Below are 24,584 nucleotides of genomic sequence, written 5' to 3' on the forward strand. Positions count from 1 at the left end.
AGATTCATGAAAAAGTACCATATTTCGATGATCAATATCCCGGCGTACGGACATGTCAATCCTACGCTTGCTTTAGTAGAGAAGCTTTGTGAGAAAGGGCACCGTGTCACGTACGCGACGACTGAGGAGTTTGCGCCCGCTGTTCAGCAAGCCGGTGGAGAAGCATTACTCTATCATACATCCTTGAATATTGATCCTAAGCAAATCAGGGAGATGATGGAAAAGAATGACGCGCCCCTCAGCCTTTTGAAAGAATCACTCAGCATTCTGCCGCAGCTTGAGGAGTTATATAAGGATGATCAGCCTGATCTGATCATCTATGACTTTGTTGCGCTGGCTGGTAAATTGTTTGCTGAAAAGCTTAATGTTCCGGTCATTAAGCTCTGTTCGTCATATGCCCAAAATGAATCCTTTCAGTTAGGAAATGAAGACATGCTGAAAAAAATAAGAGAAGCAGAGGCTGAATTTAAAGCCTACTTGGAGCAAGAGAAGTTGCCGGCTGTTTCATTTGAACAGTTAGCTGTGCCGGAAGCATTAAATATTGTCTTTATGCCGAAGTCTTTTCAGATTCAGCATGAGACGTTCGATGACCGTTTCTGTTTTGTCGGCCCCTCTCTCGGAGAACGGAAGGAGAAAGATAGCCTGTTGATTGACAAGGATGATCGCCCGCTTATGCTGATTTCTTTGGGTACGGCGTTTAACGCATGGCCGGAATTTTACAAGATGTGCATCAAGGCATTTCGGGATTCTTCATGGCAAGTGATCATGTCGGTTGGGAAAACGATTGATCCAGAAAGCTTGGAGGATATTCCTGCTAACTTTACCATTCGCCAAAGTGTGCCGCAGCTTGAGGTGTTAGAGAAAGCTGATTTGTTCATCTCTCATGGCGGGATGAACAGTACGATGGAAGCGATGAACGCAGGTGTGCCGCTTGTCGTCATTCCGCAAATGTATGAGCAAGAGCTCACTGCAAATCGGGTTGATGAATTAGGCCTTGGCGTTTATTTGCCGAAAGAGGAAGTGACTGTTTCCAGCCTGCAGGAAGCGGTTCAGGCTGTATCCAGTGATCAAGAGCTGCTCAGCCGCGTCAAGAATATGCAAAAGGATGTAAAAGAAGCTGGCGGAGCGGAGCGTGCGGCAGCTGAGATTGAAGCGTTTATGAAAAAATCTGCTGTCCCGCAGTAAAAACATAAAAACCGAAATCAATTTGATTTCGGTTTTTTGTTTAAATATTTTTTTTCATCCCGCATCTCCGGCATTCTCTAAGAAATTTTCCGCCTTTTACAGAGCTTTTGAACAGTGTGTAATCACAGTTGTCGCAGCGCCCGCTGCGGGCGTCCGGATATTCATTGAATTCGTAAACGATCGATGTATCGTAGCCTTTTGTTTCATATTCTTCTTTTTTTGTTTCCATGTCGATCCTCCGTTACAAGACGTGTCTGCTGTTTATCTTACAGCAAGCTTCCGGCGTATTCAATGGATTTTAGAGGTTTGGGTTTATCTTGATTTCTCCCTTGGTTTGCGCCAAAATAGCTTTATTAAGCTTATATACATAAAAAGCCTATGCAAAGAGGAGAGGAAACGGGTATGGGAAAAGGGTTACTTGGAAAACGCGTGGCAATCGGTGGCTCACGAAAAACGGAAGAAATTAGTACAATCATTGAAAAACAGGGCGGAATACCTGTCATCCGGCCTCTCCAAGGCACGGTTTACTTAGCAGAGAAGCAGGTGGAGCCGGATTTGCGGACGTTTGCGGAAGAGAAAGCTGACTGGGTCATTTTCACGACAGGCATCGGGTTGGAGACTCTTGTCGATATGGCAGAGAAAATTGGACTGAAAGATGAGTTTCTGCAGGCCATTCGCCAAGCGAAAGCGGCATGCCGGGGATACAAAACGCTGTCTGCGCTGAAAAAGCTTGGGATCACACCGGAAGCTTCGGATGAAGACGGGACAACAAGAGGCTTAATCCGTTCTTTGGAGCCTCACGACTTTTCAGGAAAAACAGTCATGGTACAGCTTCATGGCGAAAAAGCGCCGGCTCTCATGGCATTTCTTGAAGAAAAAGGCGCGTCTGTCCTGCCGATTCTGCCTTATCAGCACATCCCGCCGGAGGAGGAAACGGTGGAGCGGTTATGCCGAGAGCTGATGAACGGTGAGATTGATGCCGTTTGTTTTACAACGGCCATTCAGGTTCGTTCCCTGTTTGATTTTGCTAAGGGGCGAGGTTATATCAATGAAGTGAAGAAGGTATTCGAAGAACGCGCCATCGCAGCTGCTGTCGGAAAAGTGACTGCTGAAGCACTGCGGGAAGAGGGCATTACGAGACTGCTTGCGCCAGAGATTGAGCGGATGGGTGCGATGATTGTTGAGCTGGCCAAGTATTATGAAGAAAAGGAATAACAAGTACAAAAAGCCGCTTTTCCCTCGGAAAGCGGCTTTTGTCTGTCATTCATTCTGCTTCAGCTGCTGATGAACGGTGAATAATGATGGGTATGTCAGCACGCTTAAGATTACACAAGTCAGCGCGGCTGAGGCCATCGTTGTAAACACGATTAAGAGTTGAAAGCGTACTGCCTGAATCGGGTCCGCGCCGGCTAGAATCTGGCCAGTCATCATGCCGGGAAGCTGGACAAGACCCAGTGTTTTCTGGCTTTCGAGCGTCGGGATCATACTCATTTTCATCGCTGAGGTAAGAATGCGCTGTATGGATTGCTTCGGTGTGCCGCCAAGTGACAATATTAATTGAATTTCTTCTTTGCGAACGCCGACTTCTGAGTTAAGCCGGTTTAGAAACAAACTTGAGAGCACCATCGAATTTCCGATGACCATCCCGCTGATCGGAATGACATATCGTGCCGTAAGCGGAATGATATGAAGAGACAGCAGAATTCCCTGCGTCACAATTTCTACGATTGCTAACGCGGCAAACACCCTCCAAAACGAACCGATAGTATTTTTCTTTCGCTTGATGACATTTTGCGCCGCCACCGCGAGCATTAACAGCACCATCAGCAGGATAAAAACAGGGTGGTCTCCGCGAAAAATCAGCGACAAAACATAACCGATGATAAGCAGCTGCACCGCGGCCCGGATGGTGGCGATGATCATGTCTTTTTCTACACCGGCTTTAAAGGATTTTGATAAAAACAAGGCGATCAAAACAAAGATCATCGTTAAAGAGAGAGAAAGGTAATCCATTACCGAGTGCCTCCCTTCAAAAATTCTTTCGCTGCTTCATGCTGCGGAGCGGAGAAAAATGTGTCGGTTTCAGCGATTTCAAGCAGCCGGCCATCTGCCATAAACCAAATGGTATCGGCTATTCGTTTTGCCTGCTCCATATTATGAGTGACCCACATGACTGTCCATTTTTTCTCTTGATGCTGACGTTTGATCAGTTCTTCAATCTCAAGAGCAGAAACCGGGTCCAAGGCCGATGTGATTTCGTCCAACAATAGAATGGAGGAAGGATTTGAGAGCGTTCTGGCCAGTGACAGTCTTTGCCGCTGCCCGCCCGATAAGTCTCTGGCGCTTCTGTCTAACAACTCTGGCGGCAGCCCTGCAAGCGAAGCCAGCTTTTCAGGAGAGTACAGCTGGGATTGATGCAGCCTTTGTACAAGACTTAAATTGTCACGCACTGTCCCGTCGAGCACGGGAGCCGATTGAAACGCGAGGGCTGCCGTTCGCCTCAGCTCATTGACATTCCATTCTCTGACTTCCTTTCCGTATATGTTGACTTCGCCGCTGTCAGGCGTTCTCATTAAATTACACATAGAAAGGAGGGTGCTTTTGCCTGAGCCGGAAGGACCTAAAACGGCTACGATTGCGCCCTGTTGAATGTCTCCGGTGACATCCTGCAGCACATCATAGGTTTGTCCATCTTGTTTATAGCTTTTTCTGACTGATCTGAAGGAGATGGCTGGTATGTTTTGTGTTTGATCGTTTGCTTCCATTACAATAATCACCTTTCAATATAAGTAGGCTGACATTATATTTAACTATAACGTGAAACAGATTCCTTTTGGTAGCACAAATAAAGGAGAACAGGCTTTCACCCATTCTCCTGCAGATGCTACGCAGTCAGATTTGACTGTGCTTTCTTTTTCGGTTTTCTCGGCTGTGAAGCGAAGGTATGTAACATCATCCCCGCTATTATAATGAACAAACCGGCAAATGATAAAAGAGATGGGAAAACGCCTGACAGCAGAACAATTTCACCAAGCAGCGCGAAAATCACTTCACCGGCTTGAGTGGCTTCAACAGCTGCGAGTTTTTGCGGATTGTCTCTTACCATATCAGTGGCCCAGAAAAATAAAACCGTCGCAATGATGCCTGAGCTGACGGCAACGATAAAGGATTGAACGGTTTGACTTGCTGTTGGAAGGCCATCTGACCACCAGCCGTAAGCTGCTAATATAAGCCAGAATGGAAGGCTTGCCAATGTCATTCCAAGCACGCGCTGAAATGTATCAAGCCGGCCTCCGTATTCTTCGAGCATTCTTCTGTTTCCTAACGGATAGGCAAAAGCCGCAATGACAACCGGCAGCACACTGAAAAGCAGCATCCTCCCAGAAAGCGATTCTGCATGCTGAAGCTGAATCAGAGCCGCTCCAATCAGGATGATCATGGAAGTGCCAAGTGAAACCAGGGGAATCTTTTGGCGAACGAGCTGCGGACCGCCCGGCATATCTTGTTTGACATAAAACAAAGGAGATAAGAGCACCCCGGCTACAATTGTAATTTGCCAGGTTCCGGCTATGAGCCACCCCGGACCGTATGCAGCCGCAAATGTAATCGGCGCGTAAAAAAGCACGAAGCCGACGAAGCTCCATTTGATCCAATAAAACGGCTTTTTCCTCATCTCTAGTAAGAGAGGCGTGAATGTCCCTCTCATGATGACAATCAAACATAAAAACGGCACCATAAAAATAAAGCGCAGCGAAGAGCTCCAAAGCCAGCTGCCTCCTGATAACTCCATCGCTCTGTTTAAGATAAAGGTAACGGCGAAAAAGAGTGAAGCCAATATTCCGATAACGATAGCTTTCATGATATCCCTCATTCTGGCATTATTTTTTTATACTATACTATTCGGTATCATGCAGATCAATGGAATCATGAGAAAAACATCATGTTTTGCGAACCGCTATGTGTGGAAGACAAAAAAGGGAGGTGTAATTAATGGAAAAAGAGACACAGACATACTTCTTTCCGGATGACGGCAGGATTCCGAATCACCCTGATTTTCCGCTCGTGGTGTATCAAAACGCGCTTAAGGACACCGGACTGGCAGAGCGGATCGTCATCCGGCATGGCTGGTCAAACAGCTGGTCAGGGAGTGTTTTTCCATACCATCATTATCACAGCAATACGCATGAAGTCCTGATTGCCCTTAGGGGAGAGGCTGTGATTCAGTTTGGGGGAGAAAAAGGGGCTGCCATCCCTTTCAAATCAGGCGACGCAGTCGTGATTCCAGCCGGAGTCGGACATAAAAAGCTCAACTCAAGCCCCGATTTTACTGTCCTTGGCGCCTATCCCGGTGGCGTTCAGTATGATATAAAGACGGGGAAACCGAATGAGCGGGAGGAAGCGCTCAAACAGATTAAGCAGGCGGCGTTGCCGGCGAATGATCCGATCACAGGAAAAAGAGAGCCTCTATTGGAAATATGGGTAAAGTGAAGGGGAGAAATTGCTGGATTGTCAATAACTAGTGCCGCAGAAACGATATGACATGAGCTCCATATAAATTAATTTCATAATCGAAGCAATTCACGTTCAAATTTTGTTCAAAAAGTGTTATCATATAGAAGGTAATCGAATTGGAGTTTTTTGTGTTTGCTATTTTCAGAGAGAGTAAAGGATTTTGACTTATTCAATTGTTTATTTTTAGATAAAAATAATACTGAATATGGCAAGATGAAAAACTGGGTAGTAAACATTTATTTTTGTAAATGATTGTGCACGAATTCACAATCCTTATTCTTATGCCTTAAAAGCGTGAGACAGGGAGAGGCACTACCCTTTCCAAAAAAATCAGCAAACTGCTTATAGTAAAGGAGAATTGGATATGCCAGAAACAATCGATCAAACAAATGCGTCTGTCAGCCAAAGCCAGCAAGATCTTATTGATCAGCTATTAAAGCCAGAAGTTCAAGAATCATTGACTGTTTTAGTTGACCAGCTTCCGAAGCTGACTGAGTTAGTGAATATTTTAACGAAGTCTTATGATTTCGCTCAGTCTGTAGCGACTGACGAAGTGTTAAAAAGCGACACAGTCGGTGCGATCACTGAAATTCTTGAGCCTGTAAAAGAAACAGCGAAAGAAGTAGCTGCGACTGCGATCGAAGCAAAAGACCGCGCGGAAGCAAGCAACGAAACAATTGGACTTTTCGGCCTTCTTCGCATGCTGAAAGATCCTCAAGCTCAAAAGCTGTTCCGTTTTGCTAACAGCTACCTTGAAGTCATGAACGAACGCGAAAACCAAAAATAATCTCAGATTCAAATTGATATAAAGGACGGAGGATATACGATGTCAAAACATATTGTCATTCTAGGCGCTGGTTATGGCGGAGTTCTTTCTGCTCTAACAGTTCGCAAACATTACACAAAAGAACAAGCACGCGTGACAGTGGTAAACAAATACCCTACTCACCAAATCATTACGGAATTACACCGCCTTGCTGCAGGCAACGTGTCTGAAAAAGCGGTTGCAATGCCATTAGAAAAACTTTTCAAAGGCAAAGACATTGATCTTAAAATTGCGGAAGTAAGCTCTTTCTCTGTTGATAAAAAAGAAGTTGCGCTTGCTGACGGTTCTACATTAACTTACGATGCGCTTGTTGTAGGTCTTGGTTCTGTAACGGCTTACTTCGGCATCCCAGGTCTTGAAGAAAACAGCATGGTATTGAAATCTGCTGCTGATGCGAACAAAGTCTTCCAGCATGTTGAAGATCGTGTGCGCGAGTACTCTAAAACGAAAAACGAAGCAGATGCAACAATCCTTATCGGCGGCGGCGGCTTAACAGGTGTTGAGCTTGTTGGTGAGCTTGCTGACATTATGCCGAACCTTGCGAAAAAATACGGTGTAGACCATAAAGAAATCAAATTGAAACTTGTTGAAGCAGGTCCGAAAATCCTTCCTGTTCTTCCGGATGATCTTATCGAACGTGCGACTGCAAGCCTTGAAAAACGCGGCGTTGAGTTCTTAACAGGTCTTCCTGTTACAAATGTAGAAGGAAACGTAATTGATCTGAAAGACGGATCTAAAGTTGTTGCCAACACATTTGTTTGGACTGGCGGCGTACAAGGTAACCCATTAGTCGGTGAATCAGGTCTAGAAGTGAACCGCGGACGCGCGACTGTAAATGACTTCCTGCAATCTACATCTCATGAAGATGTATTCGTTGCTGGAGACAGCGCAGTTTACTTCGGTCCAGACGGCCGTCCATACCCGCCAACTGCACAAATCGCATGGCAAATGGGTGAGCTGATCGGTTACAACCTATTCGCTTACCTGGAAGGCAAAACGCTTGAAACATTCAAGCCAGTAAACTCTGGTACACTTGCAAGCCTTGGACGCAAAGACGCGGTTGCCATCATTGGTGCTAATTCTACACCGCTTAAAGGTCTTCCTGCTTCCTTGATGAAAGAAGCAAGTAATGTACGATATTTGACACATATTAAAGGACTTTTCAGCCTGGCTTACTAATCCTTTTAATGAATCTGGCATTGCCAAAAGCATTCCTTTCTGAGTGCTTTCTGGCAATGTCTTTTTTTATGTTTATGACAGCGTTAACATTTCATTTTCAAAAAAGAGATTGATCCCAGAGGAATATAAAGGTAAAATAAAACCAAATCAAAATGTTAACGTTAACATTTTGAAATAGAATGAAAGACGGTGAGAACATGGAACCCTTCATGGGCGAAAACTTTTTATTGAAAAATGAAACCGCTGTCAGCCTCTATCATAATTATGCGAAAGACATGCCAATTATTGATTACCACTGCCACTTAAGTCCGAAAGAAATCTATGAAAATAAGACATTTCAAAACATCACGGAAGCCTGGCTGTATGGTGACCATTATAAATGGCGCATCATGAGAGCCAATGGAATTGAGGAGACATACATCACTGGAGATGCGCCTGATGAGGAGAAATTTATGGCTTGGGCGAAAACCGTGCCGATGGCGATCGGCAATCCACTCTACAACTGGACTCACTTAGAATTACAGCGTTTTTTTGGCATTTATGAGATTTTAAACGAGAAGTCCGGGCCGGCTATATGGAAACGGACAAATGAACTGCTCAAAGGAGAAGGCTTCGGGGCAAGGGATTTAATTGTGAAATCAAATGTAAAGGTTGTGTGCACCACAGATGACCCTGTTGATTCTCTTGAATACCATCTATTATTAAGAGAAGACAAAGACTTTCCTGTCAGCGTGCTGCCTGGATTTCGGCCGGATAAAGGACTTGAGATCAATCGTGAAGGCTTTCCTGAGTGGGTGCAGGCGCTTGAAGATGCCGCCGCCATATCGATTACAACCTATGATGAGTTTTTAAAGGCGTTGGAAAAACGAGTGCGATTCTTCCACTCAGCCGGCGGCAGAGTTTCTGATCACGCGATAGATTCAATGGTATTTGCCGAAACAACAAAAGAAGAAGCTGGACGGATTTTTTCTGACAGATTACAAGGAACAGAGGTTTCTTATGAAGATGAGAAGAAATTTAAGACACATACGCTTCAGTTTCTTTGCGGTTTGTATGCGGAGCTCGATTGGGCGATGCAGTTTCATATCAACGCTTTAAGAAACACGAATACAAAAATGATGAAAAGGCTCGGACCTGATACAGGCTATGATTCAATGAACGATGAAGAAATTGCTAAGCCTTTATACAAGCTGCTGAACTCAGTTGAGATGAAGAACCAGCTGCCGAAAACGATTTTATATTCATTGAACCCAAATGATAACTATGTCATCGCCAGCATGATCAACAGTTTTCAGGACGGTATTACCCCGGGAAAAATACAATTCGGCACAGCCTGGTGGTTTAACGATACTAAAGACGGGATGCTCGACCAAATGAAAGCGTTATCAAACGTTGGCCTTTTCAGCCGTTTTATCGGCATGCTCACCGATTCCAGAAGCTTTCTTTCGTATACGCGTCACGAATATTTCAGGCGGATCGTCTGCAATTTGATTGGAGAATGGGTGGAAAACGGCGAAGTGCCACGCGATATGGAGCTTCTGGGAAGCATCGTTCAGGGGATTTGCTATGACAATGCGAAACACTACTTTCAATTTCAAGAAGAGAAAGCAAACGTGTAACAAAGTGTCCGCTCAGCATCGCTGAGCGGATCACTATCCGAAAATTCTTAAGACACAGAGGTGGAACATGCGAACTGAACTGGCAAATAAGGTTGTGTCGGTCGAAACGGAAAAAAGGCTTTCATTGAAAGAGAAAATGTCCTATGGCTTTGGTGATTTTGGCAACGGTTTTATGTTTGATCTCGGCCAGATTTATTTATTGAAGTATTTCACTGATGTAGCGGGAATCCCCGCTGCGATGGCCGGCGGCATTTTTTTAGTCAGTAAGCTGTTTGCAGCGATAACAGATCCAATTGTCGGCTCATCAATCGATTATCGCAAAAACATCGGCAAACGGGGGAAATTCAGGCCTTATCTATTAATCGGCAGCATCGTGCTTGCGGTGCTTACTGTTCTTATTTTTCTGTCTCCCAATGTATCAACGACCGGAAAACTGATATATGCATATGCATCCTATATGATTTGGGGCATCGGCTATTCGTTTGTGAATATTCCGTACGGCTCATTAGGGGCAGCGATGACTCAAAATTCTGAGGACCGGACCTCCATTTCAACGTTCCGCCAAATCGGATCACTTGGCGCCTTGTTTATCACAAGTGTGGCCGTGATGCCGCTGCTCGTCAAGTTTGATAATCCGAAGGTCGGCTACCCAGTGGTCATGGGCTTGTTCGCCGCGCTCGGTGTGTTTTGGTTTTATATTTGCTACCGCAACTGCAAAGAGCGCATTGTCATATCGGAAGCACCAAAAGAAAAATTAACACTCTCATCTGTCGTCAAAACATTTATTACAAATAAACCGCTGTTAACCCTTGTCCTGATGACGATTTTTTCAATTTCCGCATACAACATTAAATCCGCCATGCTCGTCTATTTCGCACAATATAACTTGGGCAATGTTGAATTAATGGCTTATATGAACTTCATCATTATTGGTTCTTCCTTTTTGGGCGTCGTATTCCTACCAAAGCTCGTCAAGATGTTTGGAAAGAAACGAACAGCAATGATCGGCTTCGGCATCAGTGTGGCCGCGGATCTGATCAACTTTATGCTTCCATCTAACGTTTATGTGTTTACAATTCTCGCCAGTATCGCCTTTATCGGAATCAGTATCCCAAATGGCATCACGTGGGCTCTTGTCTCCGATATTATCGACTATGGCGAATGGAAATCCGGTGAACGGAAGGAAGCAACGACATATTCACTTTTCAATTTCTCAAGAAAGCTTGCTCAATCTTTGTCTGGCTTTCTCTCGGGGATCGGTTTGGGGATAATCGGCTATGTGCCGAATGCAGTCCAGACAGCACAGGCGCTGATTGGCATCAAAGCGCTGCTTCTTCTGTATCCGGCAATTGCTTTGGCATTAGCGATGATCATTATCGGCTTTCTTTATAAACTCACAGACAAGCAGCATGCTCAGATCGTTCAGGATCTTCATCAAAAGAGCTGACAATATAATATAGAGAATATTTAAAATAATTTGTAAATAAAATGTGTTTGTAGGGGTTTCGCTAGGAGAGTGCCCAAAAAACTGAAAAGGAAGGAGGCACTTGCTTGAAAACGATAACAATTGCATCTGAAGAAGCAAAGGAACTCGTTCGACAAAAGCTGGCCGGTGCCGGTTTGAATGAACGAGATGCTGAAAAAGTAGCAGATGTTCTCGTGCACGCTGATTTGCGCAATGTACATTCGCATGGCGTGCTGCGCACAGAACACTATGTGAACAGGCTTTTAGCGGGAGGGATCAATCTTGGGGCACAGCCTGTTTTTAAAGAAACGGGGCCTGTGACCGGGGTGCTTGACGGAGACGATGGTTTCGGTCATGTGAATTGCGACATGGCGATGGACCATGCAATTGACATGGCGAAGAAAAACGGAGTCGGCATGGTCACGGCCGTAAACAGCAGCCATTGCGGAGCGCTAAGCTATTTTGTGCAAAAAGCGGCTGACAAAAAGCTGATCGGAATGGCAATGACGCATACAGACAGTATCGTTGTCCCGTTTGGGGGGAGGACTCCTTTTTTAGGGACAAATCCGATTGCTTACGGTGTTCCGGCTAAGCATAAAAAACCGTTTATCCTAGATATGGCGACATCCAAAGTGGCTTTTGGGAAGATTCTGCAGGCCCGTGAAGAGGGCAATGAAATTCCTGAAGGATGGGGAGTCGATGAAAACGGAGAAGCAGTAACTGATCCTGACAAGGTCGTCTCACTTTCAACATTCGGCGGCCCGAAAGGCTATGGACTATCGATTGTAGTGGATGTGTTTTCCGGATTGCTGGCGGGCGCGGCTTTTGGTCCTCATATTGCCAAAATGTACAGCGGCCTTGATCAAAAAAGAAAGCTGGGGCATTACGTTTGCGCGATCAATCCAGCCTTTTTTACTGACTGGGATACGTTTTTAGAGCAGATGGATGACATGATTGATGAACTGCAGCAATCACCGCCGGCTGTTGGATTCGAAAGAGTGTATGTGCCCGGCGAGATCGAGCAGCTGCTTGAAGAAAGAAATAAGGAAAAAGGAATTTCTATCGCCCGGAGCGTGTATGAATTCTTAAAAAGCAGGTGAGAAAAATGAAAGCGGTTCAAGTGCGAAAAGCGTATGATCTGGTGACAGCGGTGGTGAAGAAGCCAGTTCTTTCAAAGGATGATGAAGTGCTCGTGAAAGTCAAGCGAGTCGGCATTTGCGGTTCAGACATGCACATTTATCATGGAACGAATCCGCTTGCTACCCTCCCGAGAGTCATCGGACACGAGGTAACGGGACAAGTGGAGGAAGTTGGTGCGAAAGTACAGAGCCTAAAACCCGGTGATCATGTGGTAATTGAGCCGATTTCTTATTGCGGATCGTGCTATGCCTGCCGCAAAGGGCGGCCGAATGTTTGCGCCAAGCTTTCTGTATTTGGCGTACATGAGGACGGAGGCATGCGGGAATATATTGTGCTTCCGGAAAGGCAGCTTCACGCGGTCTCAAAGGACTTGCCTTGGGAGGAAGCAGTCATGGCCGAGCCTTATACGATAGGCGCCCAGGCAGTGTGGAGAGGCCAGGTGGAAAAAGGTGATACCGTCCTGATCCAGGGAGCGGGGCCCATCGGGATCTGTGTGTTGAAAATGGCAAAGCTGGCGGGCGCTGCTGTCATGATGACTGACTTGAACGACGAGCGGCTGGCATTTGCGAAAGAAAACGGCGCCGATGCTGTTGTAAATGTCCAAGCAGAACATGTTGCCAAGCGGGTCCTTGAATGGACTGGGAATGAAGGAGCAAACGTGGTCATTGATGCTGTTTGCCTGCCGGAGACATTTGCGCTTTCAATTGAGGCCGTGTCACCGGCGGGACATGTGGTTGTGCTTGGATTTGATGAAAGAGCGGCTCAGATTTCTCAGCTGCCGATTACAAAAAAAGAAGTCACGATAACCGGATCCCGATTGCAGACCAATCAGTTTCCAAAAGTGGTAGAGCTTTTGAATAGAGGCCAGTTAGTGCATAACGGGCTGGTGACCCATACATTTTCAGTTGATGACGTTCATCATGCATTTCAGTTTATTAAGGAGCATCCAGATCAGGTGCGGAAAGCCGTCATCACGTTTGATTAAATGACTGAATCCGGAGGTGCGAGCATGAATATGACATTCCGATGGTATGGGCGAGGCAACGATACAGTCACACTTGAACACGTGAAGCAAATTCCCGGAGTCAAAGGCATCGTTTGGGCTCTCCATCAAAAGCCTGTCGGCGACGTGTGGGAAAAAGAAGAAATCAGAGCCGAGACCGAATATATTCAATCCTATGGTTTTCATGCTGAAGTTGTAGAAAGCGTGAATGTTCACGAAGCGATTAAACTTGGGAATGAAGAACGCGGCCGGTATATTGAAAACTACAAGCAAACGATCCGCAACCTTGCCGGGTTTGGCGTGAAAGTGATCTGCTATAATTTTATGCCGGTTTTTGACTGGACACGCACGGACATGTTCCGGCCGCTAGAAGATGGATCGACCGCTCTGTTTTTTGAAAAGGCCAAGGTGGAAAGCCTTGATCCTCAAGAGCTGATTCGGACGGTGGAGGAAGCATCCGACATGACGCTGCCGGGGTGGGAGCCCGAAAAATTGGCTCGGATCAAAGAGCTTTTTGCTGCCTACAGAACGGTCGATGAAGAAAAGTTATGGGACAATTTATCATTCTTTTTGCAGGAAATTCTTCCTGTTGCTGAGGCCTATGGTGTTCAAATGGCCATTCATCCGGATGACCCGCCGTGGCCGATTTTCGGACTGCCGCGCATTATCACAGGAGAGGCAAGCTATAAGAAACTGCGGGCGATATCAGATTCACCGTCTAATTGTATCACCCTTTGTACAGGTTCAATGGGAGCCAATCCCGCTAACGACATGGTGGAGATCGCTAAAACGTATGCCGGCATCGCTCCATTTTCACATATTCGCAATGTGAAAATTTATGAGAATGGCGATTTTATTGAAACATCTCATTTAACAAAGGATGGTTCGATCAACATTCAAGGCGTGATGGAAGAACTGCATAAGCAGGATTACGAAGGATATGTCAGACCGGATCATGGGCGCCATCTTTGGGGCGAGCAATGCCGCCCGGGATATGGCTTATACGATCGGGCACTTGGCATCATGTATTTGAACGGGCTGTGGGACGCCTATGAAGCAATGGCAAAAAAAGAGGTGGGCGTATGATCCCGCTGCATGAGAACCTGGCAGGTAAAACGGCTGTCATCACTGGCGGCAGCGGCGTGCTTTGCTCTGCGATGGCCCGGGAGCTAGCCCGTCATGGCATGAAGGTGGCGATTTTGAATCGGACGGCTGAAAAAGGCCAAGCGGTCGTGAAGGAGATAACGGCGGCTGGCGGCACAGCGTGCGCTGTTGCTGCGGATGTGCTGGACAGGATGTCACTGGAGCGGGCAAAGGAAGACATCCTTGGCAAATTTGGCGCTGTTGATCTGTTAATTAACGGGGCTGGCGGCAATCATCCTGCCGCGATAACCGATGTGGAGACATATGAAGAAGCGGGAGAAGGCCAATCCTTTTTTGATATGGATGAGAGGGGCTTTCTAACTGTATTCTCCACCAACTTCACCGGTGCGTTTCTGGCCTCGCAAGTGTTTGGAAAAGAACTGCTGAAGGCAGATTCACCCGCGATTATCAATCTTTCTTCGATGAGTGCTTATTCACCTATGACGAAGGTTCCGGCATACAGTGCCGCGAAAGCATCCATTAATAATTTTACGATGTGGATGGCTGTTCATTTTGCCGAAACCGGGCTGCGGGTCAATGCGATTGCCCCAGGCTTCTTTCTGACAAAACAAAATCATGATCTGCTGATCAACCAAGACGGAACGTTCACCAGCCGATCTCACAAAATTATTGCGGGAACACCGATGAAGCGCTTCGGAAAACCGGAGGATTTGCTCGGTACGCTCCTTTGGCTGGCGGATGAATCCTATTCCGGTTTTGTCACTGGGATCACCGTTCCTGTCGATGGAGGATTTATGGCTTATTCAGGTGTGTAACGAAAGCGGTGCAACAGAAACTGAACCAACATAGGGGTGAGGTTGAGATGTTTTCAAAAGATAAGCTTCCCGTTATCCTTTTTTTGTTCCTGGCAGGGGTGATTAATTACCTGGATCGCTCGGCGCTTTCCATTGCAGCTCCTTTTATTCAGGATGATCTCACATTGTCTGCCACGCAAATGGGCTTGATTTTCAGCAGTTTTTCGATAGGTTATGCCATTTTTAATTTTCTTGGGGGCGTGGCATCCGACCGCTATGGGGCAAAGCTGACCTTGTTTGTCGCGATGGTTGTTTGGTCGCTGTTTAGCGGAGCAGTCGCCCTCGCTTTTGGCTTTGTCAGCCTGCTGATTATACGCATTCTCTTCGGAATGGGAGAAGGCCCGCTTTCGGCGACCATCAACAAGATGGTGAACAACTGGTTCCCGCCGACCCAGCGGGCGTCCGTTATCGGTGTAACCAACAGCGGCACGCCCCTCGGGGGAGCCATTTCCGGCCCGATAGTCGGCATGATCGCAGTGGCGTTCAGCTGGAAGGTATCCTTCGTTCTCATTATGATTATTGGATTGATATGGGCAGTGCTCTGGTTCAAGTTTGTCAAAGAAAAGCCGCAAGAGACGATCAAGGAAGCACCGGCAATAAAAGCAGAAACGTCTCCCGGAGAAAAAATTCCGCTCACCTTTTACCTGAAGCAAAAAACGGTCCTGTTCACGGCGTTCGCTTTTTTCGCTTACAACTACATCCTCTTCTTCTTTTTGACATGGTTTCCGAGCTATCTTGTCGACGAGCGGGGATTAAGTGTTGAATCGATGAGTGTCATCACGGTCATACCGTGGATTTTAGGATTTATCGGGCTGGCTGCGGGGGGATTTGTTTCTGACTATGTGTACAAAAAAACGGCCCGAAAAGGTGTGCTGTTCTCGCGCAAGGTTGTGCTTGTCACGTGTTTGTTTTCATCAGCTGTCCTGATTGGTTTTGCCGGGCTTGTGGCAACGACTGCGGGGGCTGTCACTCTTGTCGCTCTGTCAGTGTTCTTTCTTTATTTGACCGGTGCTATCTATTGGGCTGTCATTCAAGATGTGGTTGATCAAAACAATGTCGGTTCTGTTGGCGGCTTCATGCATTTCCTCGCCAACACGGCAGGAATTATCGGCCCGGCTTTAACCGGATTTATTGTTGACCAAACAGGCACGTTTTCTGGAGCATTTTTGCTTGCCGGTGGGCTGGCTGTCTTCGCTTCACTTGCTGTGATTCGTTTTGTCCGTCCAATCATTGGTAAGCCAGCGGGAACAGAAGCTGAGAATCCTGTGTCTTATTAATCTGGAAATATAGTGGGAGAGGCGGTATGTTTGATGATACAATATACAGTAAATAATCGCAGCCGGTATGATAAGGAAGGGAATTAGATGGTAACCATAAAAGATATCGCAAAACTCGCAAACGTATCCCACACTACTGTTTCCAGAGCACTCAACAACAGCCCTTACATCAAAGAACATACGAAGAAAAAAATATTAGAGCTAGCAGAGCAGCTCAACTATACACCAAATGTAAATGCGAAAAGTCTGGCGATGCAAAAGTCGCATACGATCGGGCTATTCTTTACAAGCATTACAAACGGAACCTCACACAGCTTCTTTGCAGACACTATCAAAGGCGTCAATCAAGCCATAAGTGAGGATTACAATCTGTATGTGCGCGGCATTGATGATCTGAAAAACTATGACTCCGTTACACCGATGAGATATGACGGCATCATTTTAATGAGCCAAAGTGACATTGATAATTCTTTTATTTACCATATTCGCGAAAAAAACATTCCGCTTGTCGTGCTGAATCGTGATATTGATGATCGTACCATCACGAATATTTTGTCCAATGACAAGGAAGGCTCTCAAGAAGCTGTAGAATACTTCATTCAGTCCGGACATCAAGACATCGCCATCATCGAGGGGATCGAAGGCTTTAAATCCTCCCAGCAGCGAAAGGAAGGGTACTTATCCGCACTGATTCAACATCATATTCCGATCAAGCATGAATACAGTGTCAAAGGACAGTACGATATGGAAAGCGGCTTTCAAGCGATGGAGCGGCTGCTGGCACTGCCGAATCCTCCAACCGCTGTTTTTTGTTCGAATGATGACATGGCAATCGGAGCGATGAATGCGATATTCGCAAAGGGCCTGCGCGTCCCTGATGATATTTCGGTGATCGGGTTTGATGATATTGGTTTTTCACAGTACATCACGCCAAGGCTTTCAACAGTAAAGCGCCCAGTGGAGAAAATCAGCGTGCTTGGCGCGCAAAAACTCTTGTCTCTGATCAGCAAGCCCGAATCAAAAGCAGAAAAAATCTTGGAAAACACAGAATTTATGGTGCGTGATTCAGTCAGGCGATTGACGACGTGATGTCCCGTTTTTCAGCGGGCATTCTTTATACAGAAAAATGTTAACGTGTGCATAAAAAGAGGGAGGCAATAAGGGTGCAGAAGCTGAATAAAAATGTGTACGATCACTATACTCAGTATCCAGAAAAAATTCTCCAATTCGGAGAAGGAAACTTTCTTCGGGGATTTATCGATTGGCAGATTGATCAATTGAATCAACACACTGATTTTAATGGGAGTGTGGCGGTTGTTCAGCCAAGGGGTTCAGAAAAAATCAAACGATTAAATCAGCAAGATGGGTTATATACGCTTTTTTTACAAGGAATGAAAGACGGAGAAGCGGTAAACGAGCATATGATTATCAACTCAATCAGCCGGGGAATTGACCTGTTTTCTGATTATGAAGCATACAAAGAATTGGCATCAAGCGAAAGGCTTCGGTTTATTATCTCCAACACCACTGAGGCTGGGATTGTATGTGATGAAAAAGATCGTTTAGAGGATAGGCCGCAAAAAACATTCCCTGGGAAATTAACTGCATTTCTCTACTTCCGCTATCAGGCTTTTAAAGGAGATCAGACAAAAGGGTGTGTCCTACTCCCATGTGAACTGATCGAGAAGAACGGTGAAAAGCTGAAGGAAACGGTTCTTCATTATGCACATCTGTGGAAGCTGGAGGAAGGTTTTACACAGTGGGTTCATGAGGCCAATACGTTTTGTAATAGTTTAGTAGATCGGATTGTCCCGGGTTTTCCTGTAGACAGCATCGAGGAGATCACGGCAGATCTTGGCTATCAGGATGATTTGATAGTTGTGGGAGAGCAATATTATTTATGGGTTATCGAGGGGCCTGATTGGATTGGAAAAGAACTTCCCTTTGCGGTTGCAGGGCTGCATACAAAGATCGTCAGCGACCTCACCCCATACCGGACTAAAAAAGTAAGAATTTTAAATGGCGCTCATACAGCAATGACGCCAGTGGCTTTATTATACGGCTTGAAGACTGTTAGGGATGCAGTCGAGCATCCGGAAGTGGGGCGATTTATAAGAGAGCTGATTGATGACGAAATTCTTCCTGTTTTAAAAATGGAAGGTCTTTCTCAGTATGCTGACGATGTGCTGAACCGTTTTAAAAACCCGTATATTAAGCATTACCTGGAAAGCATTGCATTGAACGCCATTTCCAAATTCAAAACGAGAAACCTGCCGACTCTTAAGGAATATTCTGAACAAAAGGGACAGCTTCCTGAACGCTTGGTGTTTTCTTTCAGCGCTCTTCTGTATTTTTATCATAATAATGAGACATTGCAGGATGATCCGGCAGTGCTTCAATTTTTCAAAGAGGTTTGGTGTCAGGAGGATGGCGACATGCTTCGGATTGCATCAAGAGTGTTAGGCGAACAGCGGCTGTGGGGGGCAGATCTCAATGAGATACCGAAGCTGACTGATAGAGTCGCTGTTTACTTGAATCATATTCATGAGCTGGGCATGCAGCGGGCTCTTGAACAATACTGCATACAAGGGGGAGAGGTACGTTGAAGTCGTTTATAAAGATTCATAAGCAAGATAATGTCCTTCTTGCACTGCGGGATATCCAAAAGGGAGAGAGGCTGCATGCGGACGGTGTGTCGGTTGAAGTAAAGGATGATATAAAAAGAGGCCACAAGATTGCATTGCAGCCTATTAAAGAAAATGACAGCATCATCAAGTACGGGTTTCCAATCGGTCATGCATCACAAGATATCTCGATCGGAGAGCATATTCATGTCCATAATACGAAAACAAACCTGTCTGATATCCAATCATACAGCTATACACCGAGATTTGATGAAAATCCGTATTCTAATGAGAACCGGACGTTTAAAGGTTTTAGAAGAGAAAACGGAGATGCGGGTGTACGGAATGAATTGTGGATTGTCCCAACTGTCGGCTGTGTCAATGGAATAGCAGAAAAAATGCTGCAGCGTTTTGTCAGAGAAACAGGGGATATCGCTCCATTTGATAACGTACTGGTGTTAAAGCATCAATACGGATGCTCGCAGCTTGGCGACGATCATGAAAATACGAAGCAAATCCTGCTGAATGCCATTCGCCATCCAAATGCCGGCGGCGTCTTGGTGTTAGGGCTTGGCTGTGAAAACAATGAGCTGGCAAGAATGAAGGAAGCACTGCAAGATGTGAACCTGGAGCGGGTGAAGTTTCTGGAATCCCAGTCGGTGACCGACGAAATGGAGGCAGGCGTTGCTTTGCTGAAGGAAATTCATGAAGCGGCCAAAGGAGATAAGAGAGAAGACATTCCGCTGTCTGAACTGAAGATCGGGCTGAAATGCGGAGGTTCGGACGGTTTTTCCGGCATAACCGCAAACCCGCTGCTTGGACGTTTCTCAGATTATCTCATTGCACAGGGAGGGAGCACGGTGCTGACGGAAGTTCCGGAAATGTTCGGCGCAGAAACCATCCTGATGCAGCGGGCTGCCAATGAAGAAGTGTTTCATAAGATAGTCCAATTAATCAATGATTTTAAACAATATTTTATCAAACATGATCAGCCGGTGTACGAAAATCCTTCACCGGGCAACAAAGCGGGCGGCATTTCTACACTTGAGGATAAATCGCTGGGCTGTACGCAAAAAGCGGGGATTTCTCCTGTCACGGATGTCTTGAAATACGGGGAAGTGCTCAAGACAAGAGGGCTGACGCTTTTGAGCGCGCCGGGCAATGATTTGATCGCCTCCTCCGCATTGGCGGCTGCCGGCTGCCAAATTGTCCTCTTTACAACGGGAAGAGGCACGCCGTTTGGCACCTTTGTCCCGACGGTGAAAGTAGCGACAAACACCGAGCTGTATGAGGCGAAGCCGCATTGGATTGATTTTAACGCAGGCCTTTTAGCAGAGGATGATGTTCATGAGGAATATGTGCTGCGTGAGTTTATCCACTATATGATAGAGGTGGCAAGCGGCCAGCTTGTGAACCATGAAAAAAATGATTTCAGAGAACTCGCCATTTTTAAATCGGGTGTGACGCTATAATAAGAAAAGGCTATCCTTCAAGCGCGGATAGCCTTCTTCATTAAATCAATTTTAAACCGCTGACTAAAATAATGGACGCCATAATAAATTGCAGTGGACGCGGGGAGAATCGAGGCGAAAGATGGCTTCCGATCAGCACGCCGGGAATTGAACCAATGAGCAGATTAGCTGCCAGCATGTAATCCACGCTTCCGAAGCTTGCGTTCAAAATGCCTGCTGCCGTAACAAGAAGAAATGCATGCGCGATATCGGTTCCGACAATCTGTGACGCTTTCATGTTAAATAAGTAAATCATAGCGATTGCAAATAATGAGCCGGAACCGATTGATGTTAATCCGACGATAAACCCAAACACCACACCAATAAGAATCGTCAGCGCCCTCTTATCTTCAAGCGGCATCAGCTGCCAGCGGTTGGGGCGAAGTTTTCTATCCAAAAACAAACGAACGATGATTGAAATGGCAACCAGCGTTAACACATATCCTAGAGCGTGCTTAATAATTTCTTCCTGATGCTGGTGAAAGGCGGGGAACAAATGCAATATGCCAATGGCTAGCGAAGCACTCGGAATACTGCCGATGGCTAAGTATTTTACCAATTTAAAGTTAATCGTTTTCTGCCGCCAATGGGAGGCAACGCCAAACAGCTTTGTGATCGAGTTATATACAAGATCTGTACCGACCGCGATGGAAGGATTAATTCCAAGCACAATTAAAAGGGGAGTTAATAAGGCCGCTCCACCCACTCCCGTCAATCCGACTAAGGCTCCGACAAACAAACCCATCAATATGATGCTTACACTCATGATAAAGGCCTCCTGAAAACCCGACTATTTTTATCAGATTATATATGATTAGGACGCGTTAATCAATTAAATTTTTTGAATTTTTGCACGTTAGCTGCTTGAAATTTTGGTATGCTCAATATCTCTATTCATTTGCCCTATAATGAGTGTCTGGACGAAATCGAGAAGTACTAAAGGCACAAAAAAAAGATACCTCTTAACAGGTATCTTTTTTCTTGTTTACGCTACATGCGCTGCTGATAGAAAGGAAGCTCAGTGTGGCCCATTTCCCGCACATACACGAACAGGTTGCCTTTATGGTGAATTTCATGCTCCATTGCAAGCTGAAGCAGCGCGCGGCCTGTGACTTTTCTGCCGAAAGCGGATGTCAGATCAATTTCTCTGTCCAGCTGCTCTTCAGTCAGCTGTTCAAGGATAGCGGCCGTTTTTTCTGTATATGTTTTTGCCAGAACATTGAGATCTGTTTCTGTTTCTTCCTGCTTGTTTTGAAATGGTGAGGCATTGCCTTCCTTAATGACATTTGCGAACAAGTGGAAAGACGTAAGAATGTGTTTGACCAGCTCTTCTGCTGACATTGATGTTTCTGCCGGTTTGTAGCTGTAATGGTCTTTGCTGATTTTTTCGGCAAGCTCATTGGTCACGTTTCGATGGGATAAAAAATGGCTGACAATTTGATTGGATTGGCTCATTATGATCTCCTCCATATGTAAAAATAAATGGTGCAATGAAATCCTATATCAACGGTTACGAATTCACAAGTAATATGCTGTGGGATGAAACAAAATGCTATGTCAATCGTATATATAACGTTCACAAAACATGAAATGGAGTATAAACATGACTAACATACCTTTCATTTATCAGTACGAAGAAAAAGAGAATGAAAGAGCTGCGGCGGGCTACGGCACTTTCGGTTACCTTATCACACGGATTGAAGAAACGCTTTATGATCAATACGGTGTATTCTATGAGCTCTATGCCAGTGATGATCCAAATACGGAATACTGGGAGCTTCTTGTAGAAGATGTCCGCAGCGGTTCATTGGAGCCTGAGCATGTGGCATATATATTTGAAAAGCTTGAAAAGAAAACCTTTGCTTACGATGAAGATGAGAAAGAACCGGATTATACCGTCCATAAGTCTATAAGAAACAGTGTATACGCGTATCCTGAAAAGGGAGTTGCTTTTGCCAGAATTCCATATTTTCAAGATGGGAGCATTATGAGTTTTGATTGTCTGTTTGCGGTTAACGATGAAAAGATGCGTGCATTTCTGGAGGGAGTCAGACCGCGTCTTTTGGAAAAAAGCAAGCGAAAAGTGACCGTGTTTACGGATGGAGATGGAGGGACTTCAAGAGAGCAGGAAGCCATTGTCAGAGAGGTTCAGCGGCGTCAAGTCATCATGAATCCGCTATTGAAAAAAGAGATATACAGATCAATTGATCAGTTTTTTCATAGTGATAAATCGTTTTATCAAACATATGACATCCCTTACAAGCGCGGCATTCTGTTATATGGACCTCCTGGAAACGGAAAGACGACGTTAGTGAAGTCGATCGCAGGCAGTATCGATGCACCTGTTGCTTATTGGCAAATTACTGAATTTACGTCGAGCGAGACAATAGAAGAAGTCTTTCAGGCAGCGAGACGCCTCGCTCCTGCAGTTCTGGTCATCGAGGATATAGATTCGATGCCGGAAGATGTGCGGTCCTTTTTTCTCAATACGCTGGACGGCGCGACATCAAAAGAGGGGCTATTTCTCATCGGTACGACAAACTATCCCGAAGAGATCGATCCAGGTTTGATGAATCGTGCAGGGCGATTTGACCGTGCCTATGAAATCGGGCTTCCGGATGAAGAGCTGCGGCTGGAATATATGAAAATGAGAGGCTTTGGCATCTTTTTGAGTGAAGGAGAAATAAAAAACGCCGCAAAACTTACAGAAGGCTTTTCCTTTGCACAGCTGGGAGAATTATATGTATCTTCAGCTCTTCAATGGCACCAAGAAGGGGATCACCATATTGAAACCATGGTGAAAGACATGACAGGAGAGCAAAGAAAAAGCCAGCGGGGAAGCTGGATGGAAAGAAACAAAGTCGGTTTTCACTAAAAGAAAGCACGGGTGTTTGAAAACCCCGTGCTTTTTTGTTGCGGTTAGCCGAAATTCGACAATTGCGGTTATTTTGCGTTCTTCTTTTTCTTGTAAATATGATAAAATATTACATATCTCGGGTAATTCAAAAAGGGGGGATTAATTGAGGATGAAGCAGACGATTCCGTCCTCTTATGTCGGGCTTAAAATTAATGAATGGTATACTCATATCCGGCAGTTCCACGTCGCTGAAGCCGAACGGGTCAAGCTCGAAGTAGAAAGAGAAATTGAGGATATGGAAGAAGACCAAGATTTGCTGCTGTATTATTCTTTAATGGAGTTCAGGCACCGTGTCATGCTGGATTACATTAAGCCTTTTGGAGAGGACACGTCGCAGCTAGAGTTTTCAGAATTGTTAGAAGACATCGAAGGGAATCAGTACAAGCTGACAGGGCTTCTCGAATATTACTTTAACTTTTTTCGAGGAATGTATGAATTTAAGCAGAAGATGTTTGTCAGTGCCATGATGTATTATAAACGGGCAGAAAAGAATCTTGCCCTCGTCTCGGATGATATTGAGAAAGCAGAGTTTGCTTTTAAAATGGCTGAGATTTTTTACAATTTAAAACAAACCTATGTTTCGATGAGCTACGCCGTTCAGGCATTAGAAACATACCAAATGTATGAAACGTACACCGTCCGCAGAATCCAATGTGAATTCGTTATTGCAGGTAATTATGATGATATGCAGTATCCAGAAAGAGCATTGCCCCACTTAGAACTGGCTTTAGATCTTGCAAAGAAAGAAGGCAATCCCCGCTTGATCAGTTCTGCCCTATATAATCTCGGAAACTGCTATGAGAAAATGGGTGAACTGCAAAAGGCAGCCGAATACTTTGAGAAATCTGTTTCTATTTGCAAGTCGGAAAAGTTCGATAATCTTCCGCATTCTATCTACTCTTTAACACAAGTTCTGTATAAACAAAAAAATGACGCCGAAGCGCAAAAAAAGTATCGTGAAGGATTGGAAATCGCCCGTCAATACAGTGATGAATTATTTGTGGAGCTTTTTCAATTTTTACATGCGTTATACGGAAAAAACATTGACACAGAATCGGTCTCACACACCTTTCAATTTCTTGAAGAACATATGCTGTATCCTTATATTGAAGAGCTGGCGCATGATGCTGCCCAATTCTATATAGAAAACGGACAGCCCGAAAAAGCACTTTCATTTTATGAGAAAATGGTGCACGCACAAAAACAAATCCAGAGAGGAGATTGTTTATATGAAATCTAAATGGATGTCAGGTTTGTTGCTCGTTGCGGTCGGGTTCAGCTTTACTCAGGTGATGGTTCATGCAGGTGAAACAGCAAACACAGAAGGGAAAACATTTCATATTGCGGCACGCAATCAAACATGATGCA

The 24,584-nt window shown here is 45.3% G+C and carries 24 protein-coding genes; 18 read left to right on the forward strand and 6 right to left on the reverse strand.

Annotated features, from left to right (window positions below; genetic code table 11):
• Nucleotides 1-6: 6 nt before the first annotated feature.
• Nucleotides 7-1,185: a glycosyltransferase gene (locus tag MKX38_RS06535; RefSeq protein WP_339189021.1), complete on the forward strand. Its 1,179-nt coding sequence runs from the start codon at nucleotides 7-9 to the stop codon at nucleotides 1,183-1,185.
• A gap of 40 nt (nucleotides 1,186-1,225) precedes the next feature.
• On the opposite strand, the gene MKX38_RS06540 is transcribed toward MKX38_RS06535, so the two are convergent.
• Complete coding sequence (locus MKX38_RS06540; RefSeq protein ID WP_003232781.1) at nucleotides 1,226-1,414, reverse strand: hypothetical protein; 189 nt, start codon at nucleotides 1,412-1,414, stop codon at nucleotides 1,226-1,228.
• Between the two features lie 173 nt (nucleotides 1,415-1,587).
• Between MKX38_RS06540 and MKX38_RS06545 the strand changes: the two genes are divergently transcribed.
• Nucleotides 1,588-2,400, forward strand: a complete 813-nt coding sequence (locus tag MKX38_RS06545; RefSeq protein WP_124073146.1) for a uroporphyrinogen-III synthase — start codon at nucleotides 1,588-1,590, stop codon at nucleotides 2,398-2,400.
• A 45-nt stretch (nucleotides 2,401-2,445) separates the two neighbouring features.
• On the opposite strand, the gene fetB is transcribed toward MKX38_RS06545, so the two are convergent.
• From fetB to MKX38_RS06560, 3 genes are all read right to left on the reverse strand, one after another.
• Nucleotides 2,446-3,198, reverse strand: coding sequence for an iron export ABC transporter permease subunit FetB (gene fetB / locus MKX38_RS06550; RefSeq protein WP_003232776.1), 753 nt, complete (start codon nucleotides 3,196-3,198; stop codon nucleotides 2,446-2,448).
• Nucleotides 3,198-3,950: a phosphate ABC transporter ATP-binding protein gene (locus MKX38_RS06555; protein WP_003232774.1), complete on the reverse strand. Its 753-nt coding sequence runs from the start codon at nucleotides 3,948-3,950 to the stop codon at nucleotides 3,198-3,200. Before MKX38_RS06555 ends, fetB begins: the two co-directional genes overlap by 1 nt.
• A gap of 119 nt (nucleotides 3,951-4,069) precedes the next feature.
• Nucleotides 4,070-5,044, reverse strand: coding sequence for a multidrug resistance efflux transporter family protein (locus MKX38_RS06560; protein ID WP_032725494.1), 975 nt, complete (start codon nucleotides 5,042-5,044; stop codon nucleotides 4,070-4,072).
• 131 nt (nucleotides 5,045-5,175) lie between these two features.
• On the opposite strand from MKX38_RS06560, the gene MKX38_RS06565 reads away from it, so the two are divergent.
• The 13 genes from MKX38_RS06565 to MKX38_RS06625 all read left to right on the forward strand — a co-directional run bounded on the left by MKX38_RS06565 (nucleotide 5,176) and on the right by MKX38_RS06625 (nucleotide 20,260).
• On the forward strand, nucleotides 5,176-5,673 hold the full coding sequence (locus MKX38_RS06565; protein WP_041850949.1) for a cupin domain-containing protein: 498 nt from the start codon (nucleotides 5,176-5,178) through the stop codon (nucleotides 5,671-5,673).
• Between the two features lie 388 nt (nucleotides 5,674-6,061).
• Entirely contained in the window at nucleotides 6,062-6,484 is a 423-nt protein-coding gene (locus tag MKX38_RS06570; RefSeq protein WP_003220510.1) for a DUF1641 domain-containing protein, read from the forward strand.
• A 39-nt stretch (nucleotides 6,485-6,523) separates the two neighbouring features.
• The gene (locus MKX38_RS06575) at nucleotides 6,524-7,702 is read left to right on the forward strand and encodes an FAD-dependent oxidoreductase (protein WP_003232765.1); all 1,179 of its coding nucleotides are present in this window, start codon (nucleotides 6,524-6,526) and stop codon (nucleotides 7,700-7,702) included.
• 197 nt (nucleotides 7,703-7,899) lie between these two features.
• Entirely contained in the window at nucleotides 7,900-9,321 is a 1,422-nt protein-coding gene (gene uxaC, locus MKX38_RS06580) for a glucuronate isomerase (RefSeq protein ID WP_120027993.1), read from the forward strand.
• 67 nt (nucleotides 9,322-9,388) lie between these two features.
• Entirely contained in the window at nucleotides 9,389-10,768 is a 1,380-nt protein-coding gene (locus tag MKX38_RS06585) for an MFS transporter (protein ID WP_003232760.1), read from the forward strand.
• A gap of 104 nt (nucleotides 10,769-10,872) precedes the next feature.
• The gene (gene allD / locus MKX38_RS06590; protein ID WP_339189028.1) at nucleotides 10,873-11,886 is read left to right on the forward strand and encodes an ureidoglycolate dehydrogenase; all 1,014 of its coding nucleotides are present in this window, start codon (nucleotides 10,873-10,875) and stop codon (nucleotides 11,884-11,886) included.
• Nucleotides 11,887-11,891: 5 nt separating this feature from the next.
• Complete coding sequence (locus MKX38_RS06595) at nucleotides 11,892-12,911, forward strand: zinc-binding alcohol dehydrogenase family protein (RefSeq protein WP_227057390.1); 1,020 nt, start codon at nucleotides 11,892-11,894, stop codon at nucleotides 12,909-12,911.
• A 24-nt stretch (nucleotides 12,912-12,935) separates the two neighbouring features.
• Entirely contained in the window at nucleotides 12,936-14,015 is a 1,080-nt protein-coding gene (gene uxuA / locus MKX38_RS06600) for a mannonate dehydratase (RefSeq protein WP_088325657.1), read from the forward strand.
• The gene (locus MKX38_RS06605; protein WP_167559916.1) at nucleotides 14,012-14,848 is read left to right on the forward strand and encodes an SDR family oxidoreductase; all 837 of its coding nucleotides are present in this window, start codon (nucleotides 14,012-14,014) and stop codon (nucleotides 14,846-14,848) included. The genes uxuA and MKX38_RS06605 overlap by 4 nt, the downstream gene beginning before the upstream one ends.
• A 47-nt stretch (nucleotides 14,849-14,895) precedes the next feature.
• Nucleotides 14,896-16,164 (forward strand): MFS transporter, encoded by a 1,269-nt coding sequence (locus MKX38_RS06610; RefSeq protein ID WP_003245531.1) that lies wholly within the window; start codon nucleotides 14,896-14,898, stop codon nucleotides 16,162-16,164.
• An 87-nt stretch (nucleotides 16,165-16,251) separates the two neighbouring features.
• Complete coding sequence (locus MKX38_RS06615; protein WP_339189035.1) at nucleotides 16,252-17,253, forward strand: LacI family DNA-binding transcriptional regulator; 1,002 nt, start codon at nucleotides 16,252-16,254, stop codon at nucleotides 17,251-17,253.
• Between the two features lie 74 nt (nucleotides 17,254-17,327).
• Nucleotides 17,328-18,770: a tagaturonate reductase gene (locus MKX38_RS06620; RefSeq protein WP_339189038.1), complete on the forward strand. Its 1,443-nt coding sequence runs from the start codon at nucleotides 17,328-17,330 to the stop codon at nucleotides 18,768-18,770.
• Nucleotides 18,767-20,260: an altronate dehydratase family protein gene (locus tag MKX38_RS06625; RefSeq protein ID WP_251232880.1), complete on the forward strand. Its 1,494-nt coding sequence runs from the start codon at nucleotides 18,767-18,769 to the stop codon at nucleotides 20,258-20,260. Before MKX38_RS06620 ends, MKX38_RS06625 begins: the two co-directional genes overlap by 4 nt.
• 40 nt (nucleotides 20,261-20,300) lie before the next feature.
• Here the strand turns inward: MKX38_RS06625 and MKX38_RS06630 are convergent, their stop codons facing one another.
• Both MKX38_RS06630 and MKX38_RS06635 read right to left on the reverse strand, forming a co-directional pair.
• Nucleotides 20,301-21,065, reverse strand: coding sequence for a sulfite exporter TauE/SafE family protein (locus tag MKX38_RS06630; RefSeq protein ID WP_033884348.1), 765 nt, complete (start codon nucleotides 21,063-21,065; stop codon nucleotides 20,301-20,303).
• Between the two features lie 224 nt (nucleotides 21,066-21,289).
• Nucleotides 21,290-21,754 (reverse strand): DinB family protein, encoded by a 465-nt coding sequence (locus tag MKX38_RS06635; protein ID WP_014479541.1) that lies wholly within the window; start codon nucleotides 21,752-21,754, stop codon nucleotides 21,290-21,292.
• A 148-nt stretch (nucleotides 21,755-21,902) separates the two neighbouring features.
• Here MKX38_RS06635 and yjoB point away from each other — a divergent pair, with 148 nt between their 5' ends.
• The 3 genes from yjoB (at nucleotide 21,903) to phrA (ending at nucleotide 24,580) form a co-directional block, all read left to right on the forward strand.
• Nucleotides 21,903-23,174, forward strand: coding sequence for an ATPase YjoB (gene yjoB / locus MKX38_RS06640; RefSeq protein WP_339189040.1), 1,272 nt, complete (start codon nucleotides 21,903-21,905; stop codon nucleotides 23,172-23,174).
• Between the two features lie 145 nt (nucleotides 23,175-23,319).
• Nucleotides 23,320-24,456, forward strand: coding sequence for a response regulator aspartate phosphatase RapA (gene rapA / locus MKX38_RS06645; protein WP_015252291.1), 1,137 nt, complete (start codon nucleotides 23,320-23,322; stop codon nucleotides 24,454-24,456).
• Nucleotides 24,446-24,580 (forward strand): phosphatase RapA inhibitor PhrA, encoded by a 135-nt coding sequence (gene phrA, locus MKX38_RS06650; RefSeq protein WP_003245487.1) that lies wholly within the window; start codon nucleotides 24,446-24,448, stop codon nucleotides 24,578-24,580. The genes rapA and phrA overlap by 11 nt, the downstream gene beginning before the upstream one ends.
• The last annotated feature ends 4 nt before the right edge of the window (nucleotides 24,581-24,584 follow it).

The organism is Bacillus sp. FSL M8-0025 (assembly GCF_037975475.1).
Taxonomy (GTDB): Bacteria; Bacillota; Bacilli; order Bacillales; family Bacillaceae; genus Bacillus; species Bacillus subtilis.

Coding starts and splice junctions, on each gene's coding strand:
- MKX38_RS06540 (WP_003232781.1), bottom strand. CDS start 1,414: ATGGAAACAAAAAAAGAAGAATATGAAACAAAAGGCTACGATACATCG.
- MKX38_RS06615 (WP_339189035.1), top strand. CDS start 16,252: ATGGTAACCATAAAAGATATCGCAAAACTCGCAAACGTATCCCACACT.
- MKX38_RS06535 (WP_339189021.1), top strand. CDS start 7: ATGAAAAAGTACCATATTTCGATGATCAATATCCCGGCGTACGGACAT.
- MKX38_RS06570 (WP_003220510.1), top strand. CDS start 6,062: ATGCCAGAAACAATCGATCAAACAAATGCGTCTGTCAGCCAAAGCCAG.
- MKX38_RS06545 (WP_124073146.1), top strand. CDS start 1,588: ATGGGAAAAGGGTTACTTGGAAAACGCGTGGCAATCGGTGGCTCACGA.
- MKX38_RS06605 (WP_167559916.1), top strand. CDS start 14,012: ATGATCCCGCTGCATGAGAACCTGGCAGGTAAAACGGCTGTCATCACT.
- MKX38_RS06575 (WP_003232765.1), top strand. CDS start 6,524: ATGTCAAAACATATTGTCATTCTAGGCGCTGGTTATGGCGGAGTTCTT.
- MKX38_RS06555 (WP_003232774.1), bottom strand. CDS start 3,950: ATGGAAGCAAACGATCAAACACAAAACATACCAGCCATCTCCTTCAGA.
- MKX38_RS06565 (WP_041850949.1), top strand. CDS start 5,176: ATGGAAAAAGAGACACAGACATACTTCTTTCCGGATGACGGCAGGATT.
- MKX38_RS06560 (WP_032725494.1), bottom strand. CDS start 5,044: ATGAAAGCTATCGTTATCGGAATATTGGCTTCACTCTTTTTCGCCGTT.
- yjoB (WP_339189040.1), top strand. CDS start 21,903: ATGACTAACATACCTTTCATTTATCAGTACGAAGAAAAAGAGAATGAA.
- MKX38_RS06635 (WP_014479541.1), bottom strand. CDS start 21,754: ATGAGCCAATCCAATCAAATTGTCAGCCATTTTTTATCCCATCGAAAC.
- phrA (WP_003245487.1), top strand. CDS start 24,446: ATGAAATCTAAATGGATGTCAGGTTTGTTGCTCGTTGCGGTCGGGTTC.
- MKX38_RS06610 (WP_003245531.1), top strand. CDS start 14,896: ATGTTTTCAAAAGATAAGCTTCCCGTTATCCTTTTTTTGTTCCTGGCA.
- uxaC (WP_120027993.1), top strand. CDS start 7,900: ATGGAACCCTTCATGGGCGAAAACTTTTTATTGAAAAATGAAACCGCT.
- fetB (WP_003232776.1), bottom strand. CDS start 3,198: ATGGATTACCTTTCTCTCTCTTTAACGATGATCTTTGTTTTGATCGCC.
- MKX38_RS06595 (WP_227057390.1), top strand. CDS start 11,892: ATGAAAGCGGTTCAAGTGCGAAAAGCGTATGATCTGGTGACAGCGGTG.
- MKX38_RS06630 (WP_033884348.1), bottom strand. CDS start 21,065: ATGAGTGTAAGCATCATATTGATGGGTTTGTTTGTCGGAGCCTTAGTC.
- uxuA (WP_088325657.1), top strand. CDS start 12,936: ATGAATATGACATTCCGATGGTATGGGCGAGGCAACGATACAGTCACA.
- MKX38_RS06585 (WP_003232760.1), top strand. CDS start 9,389: ATGCGAACTGAACTGGCAAATAAGGTTGTGTCGGTCGAAACGGAAAAA.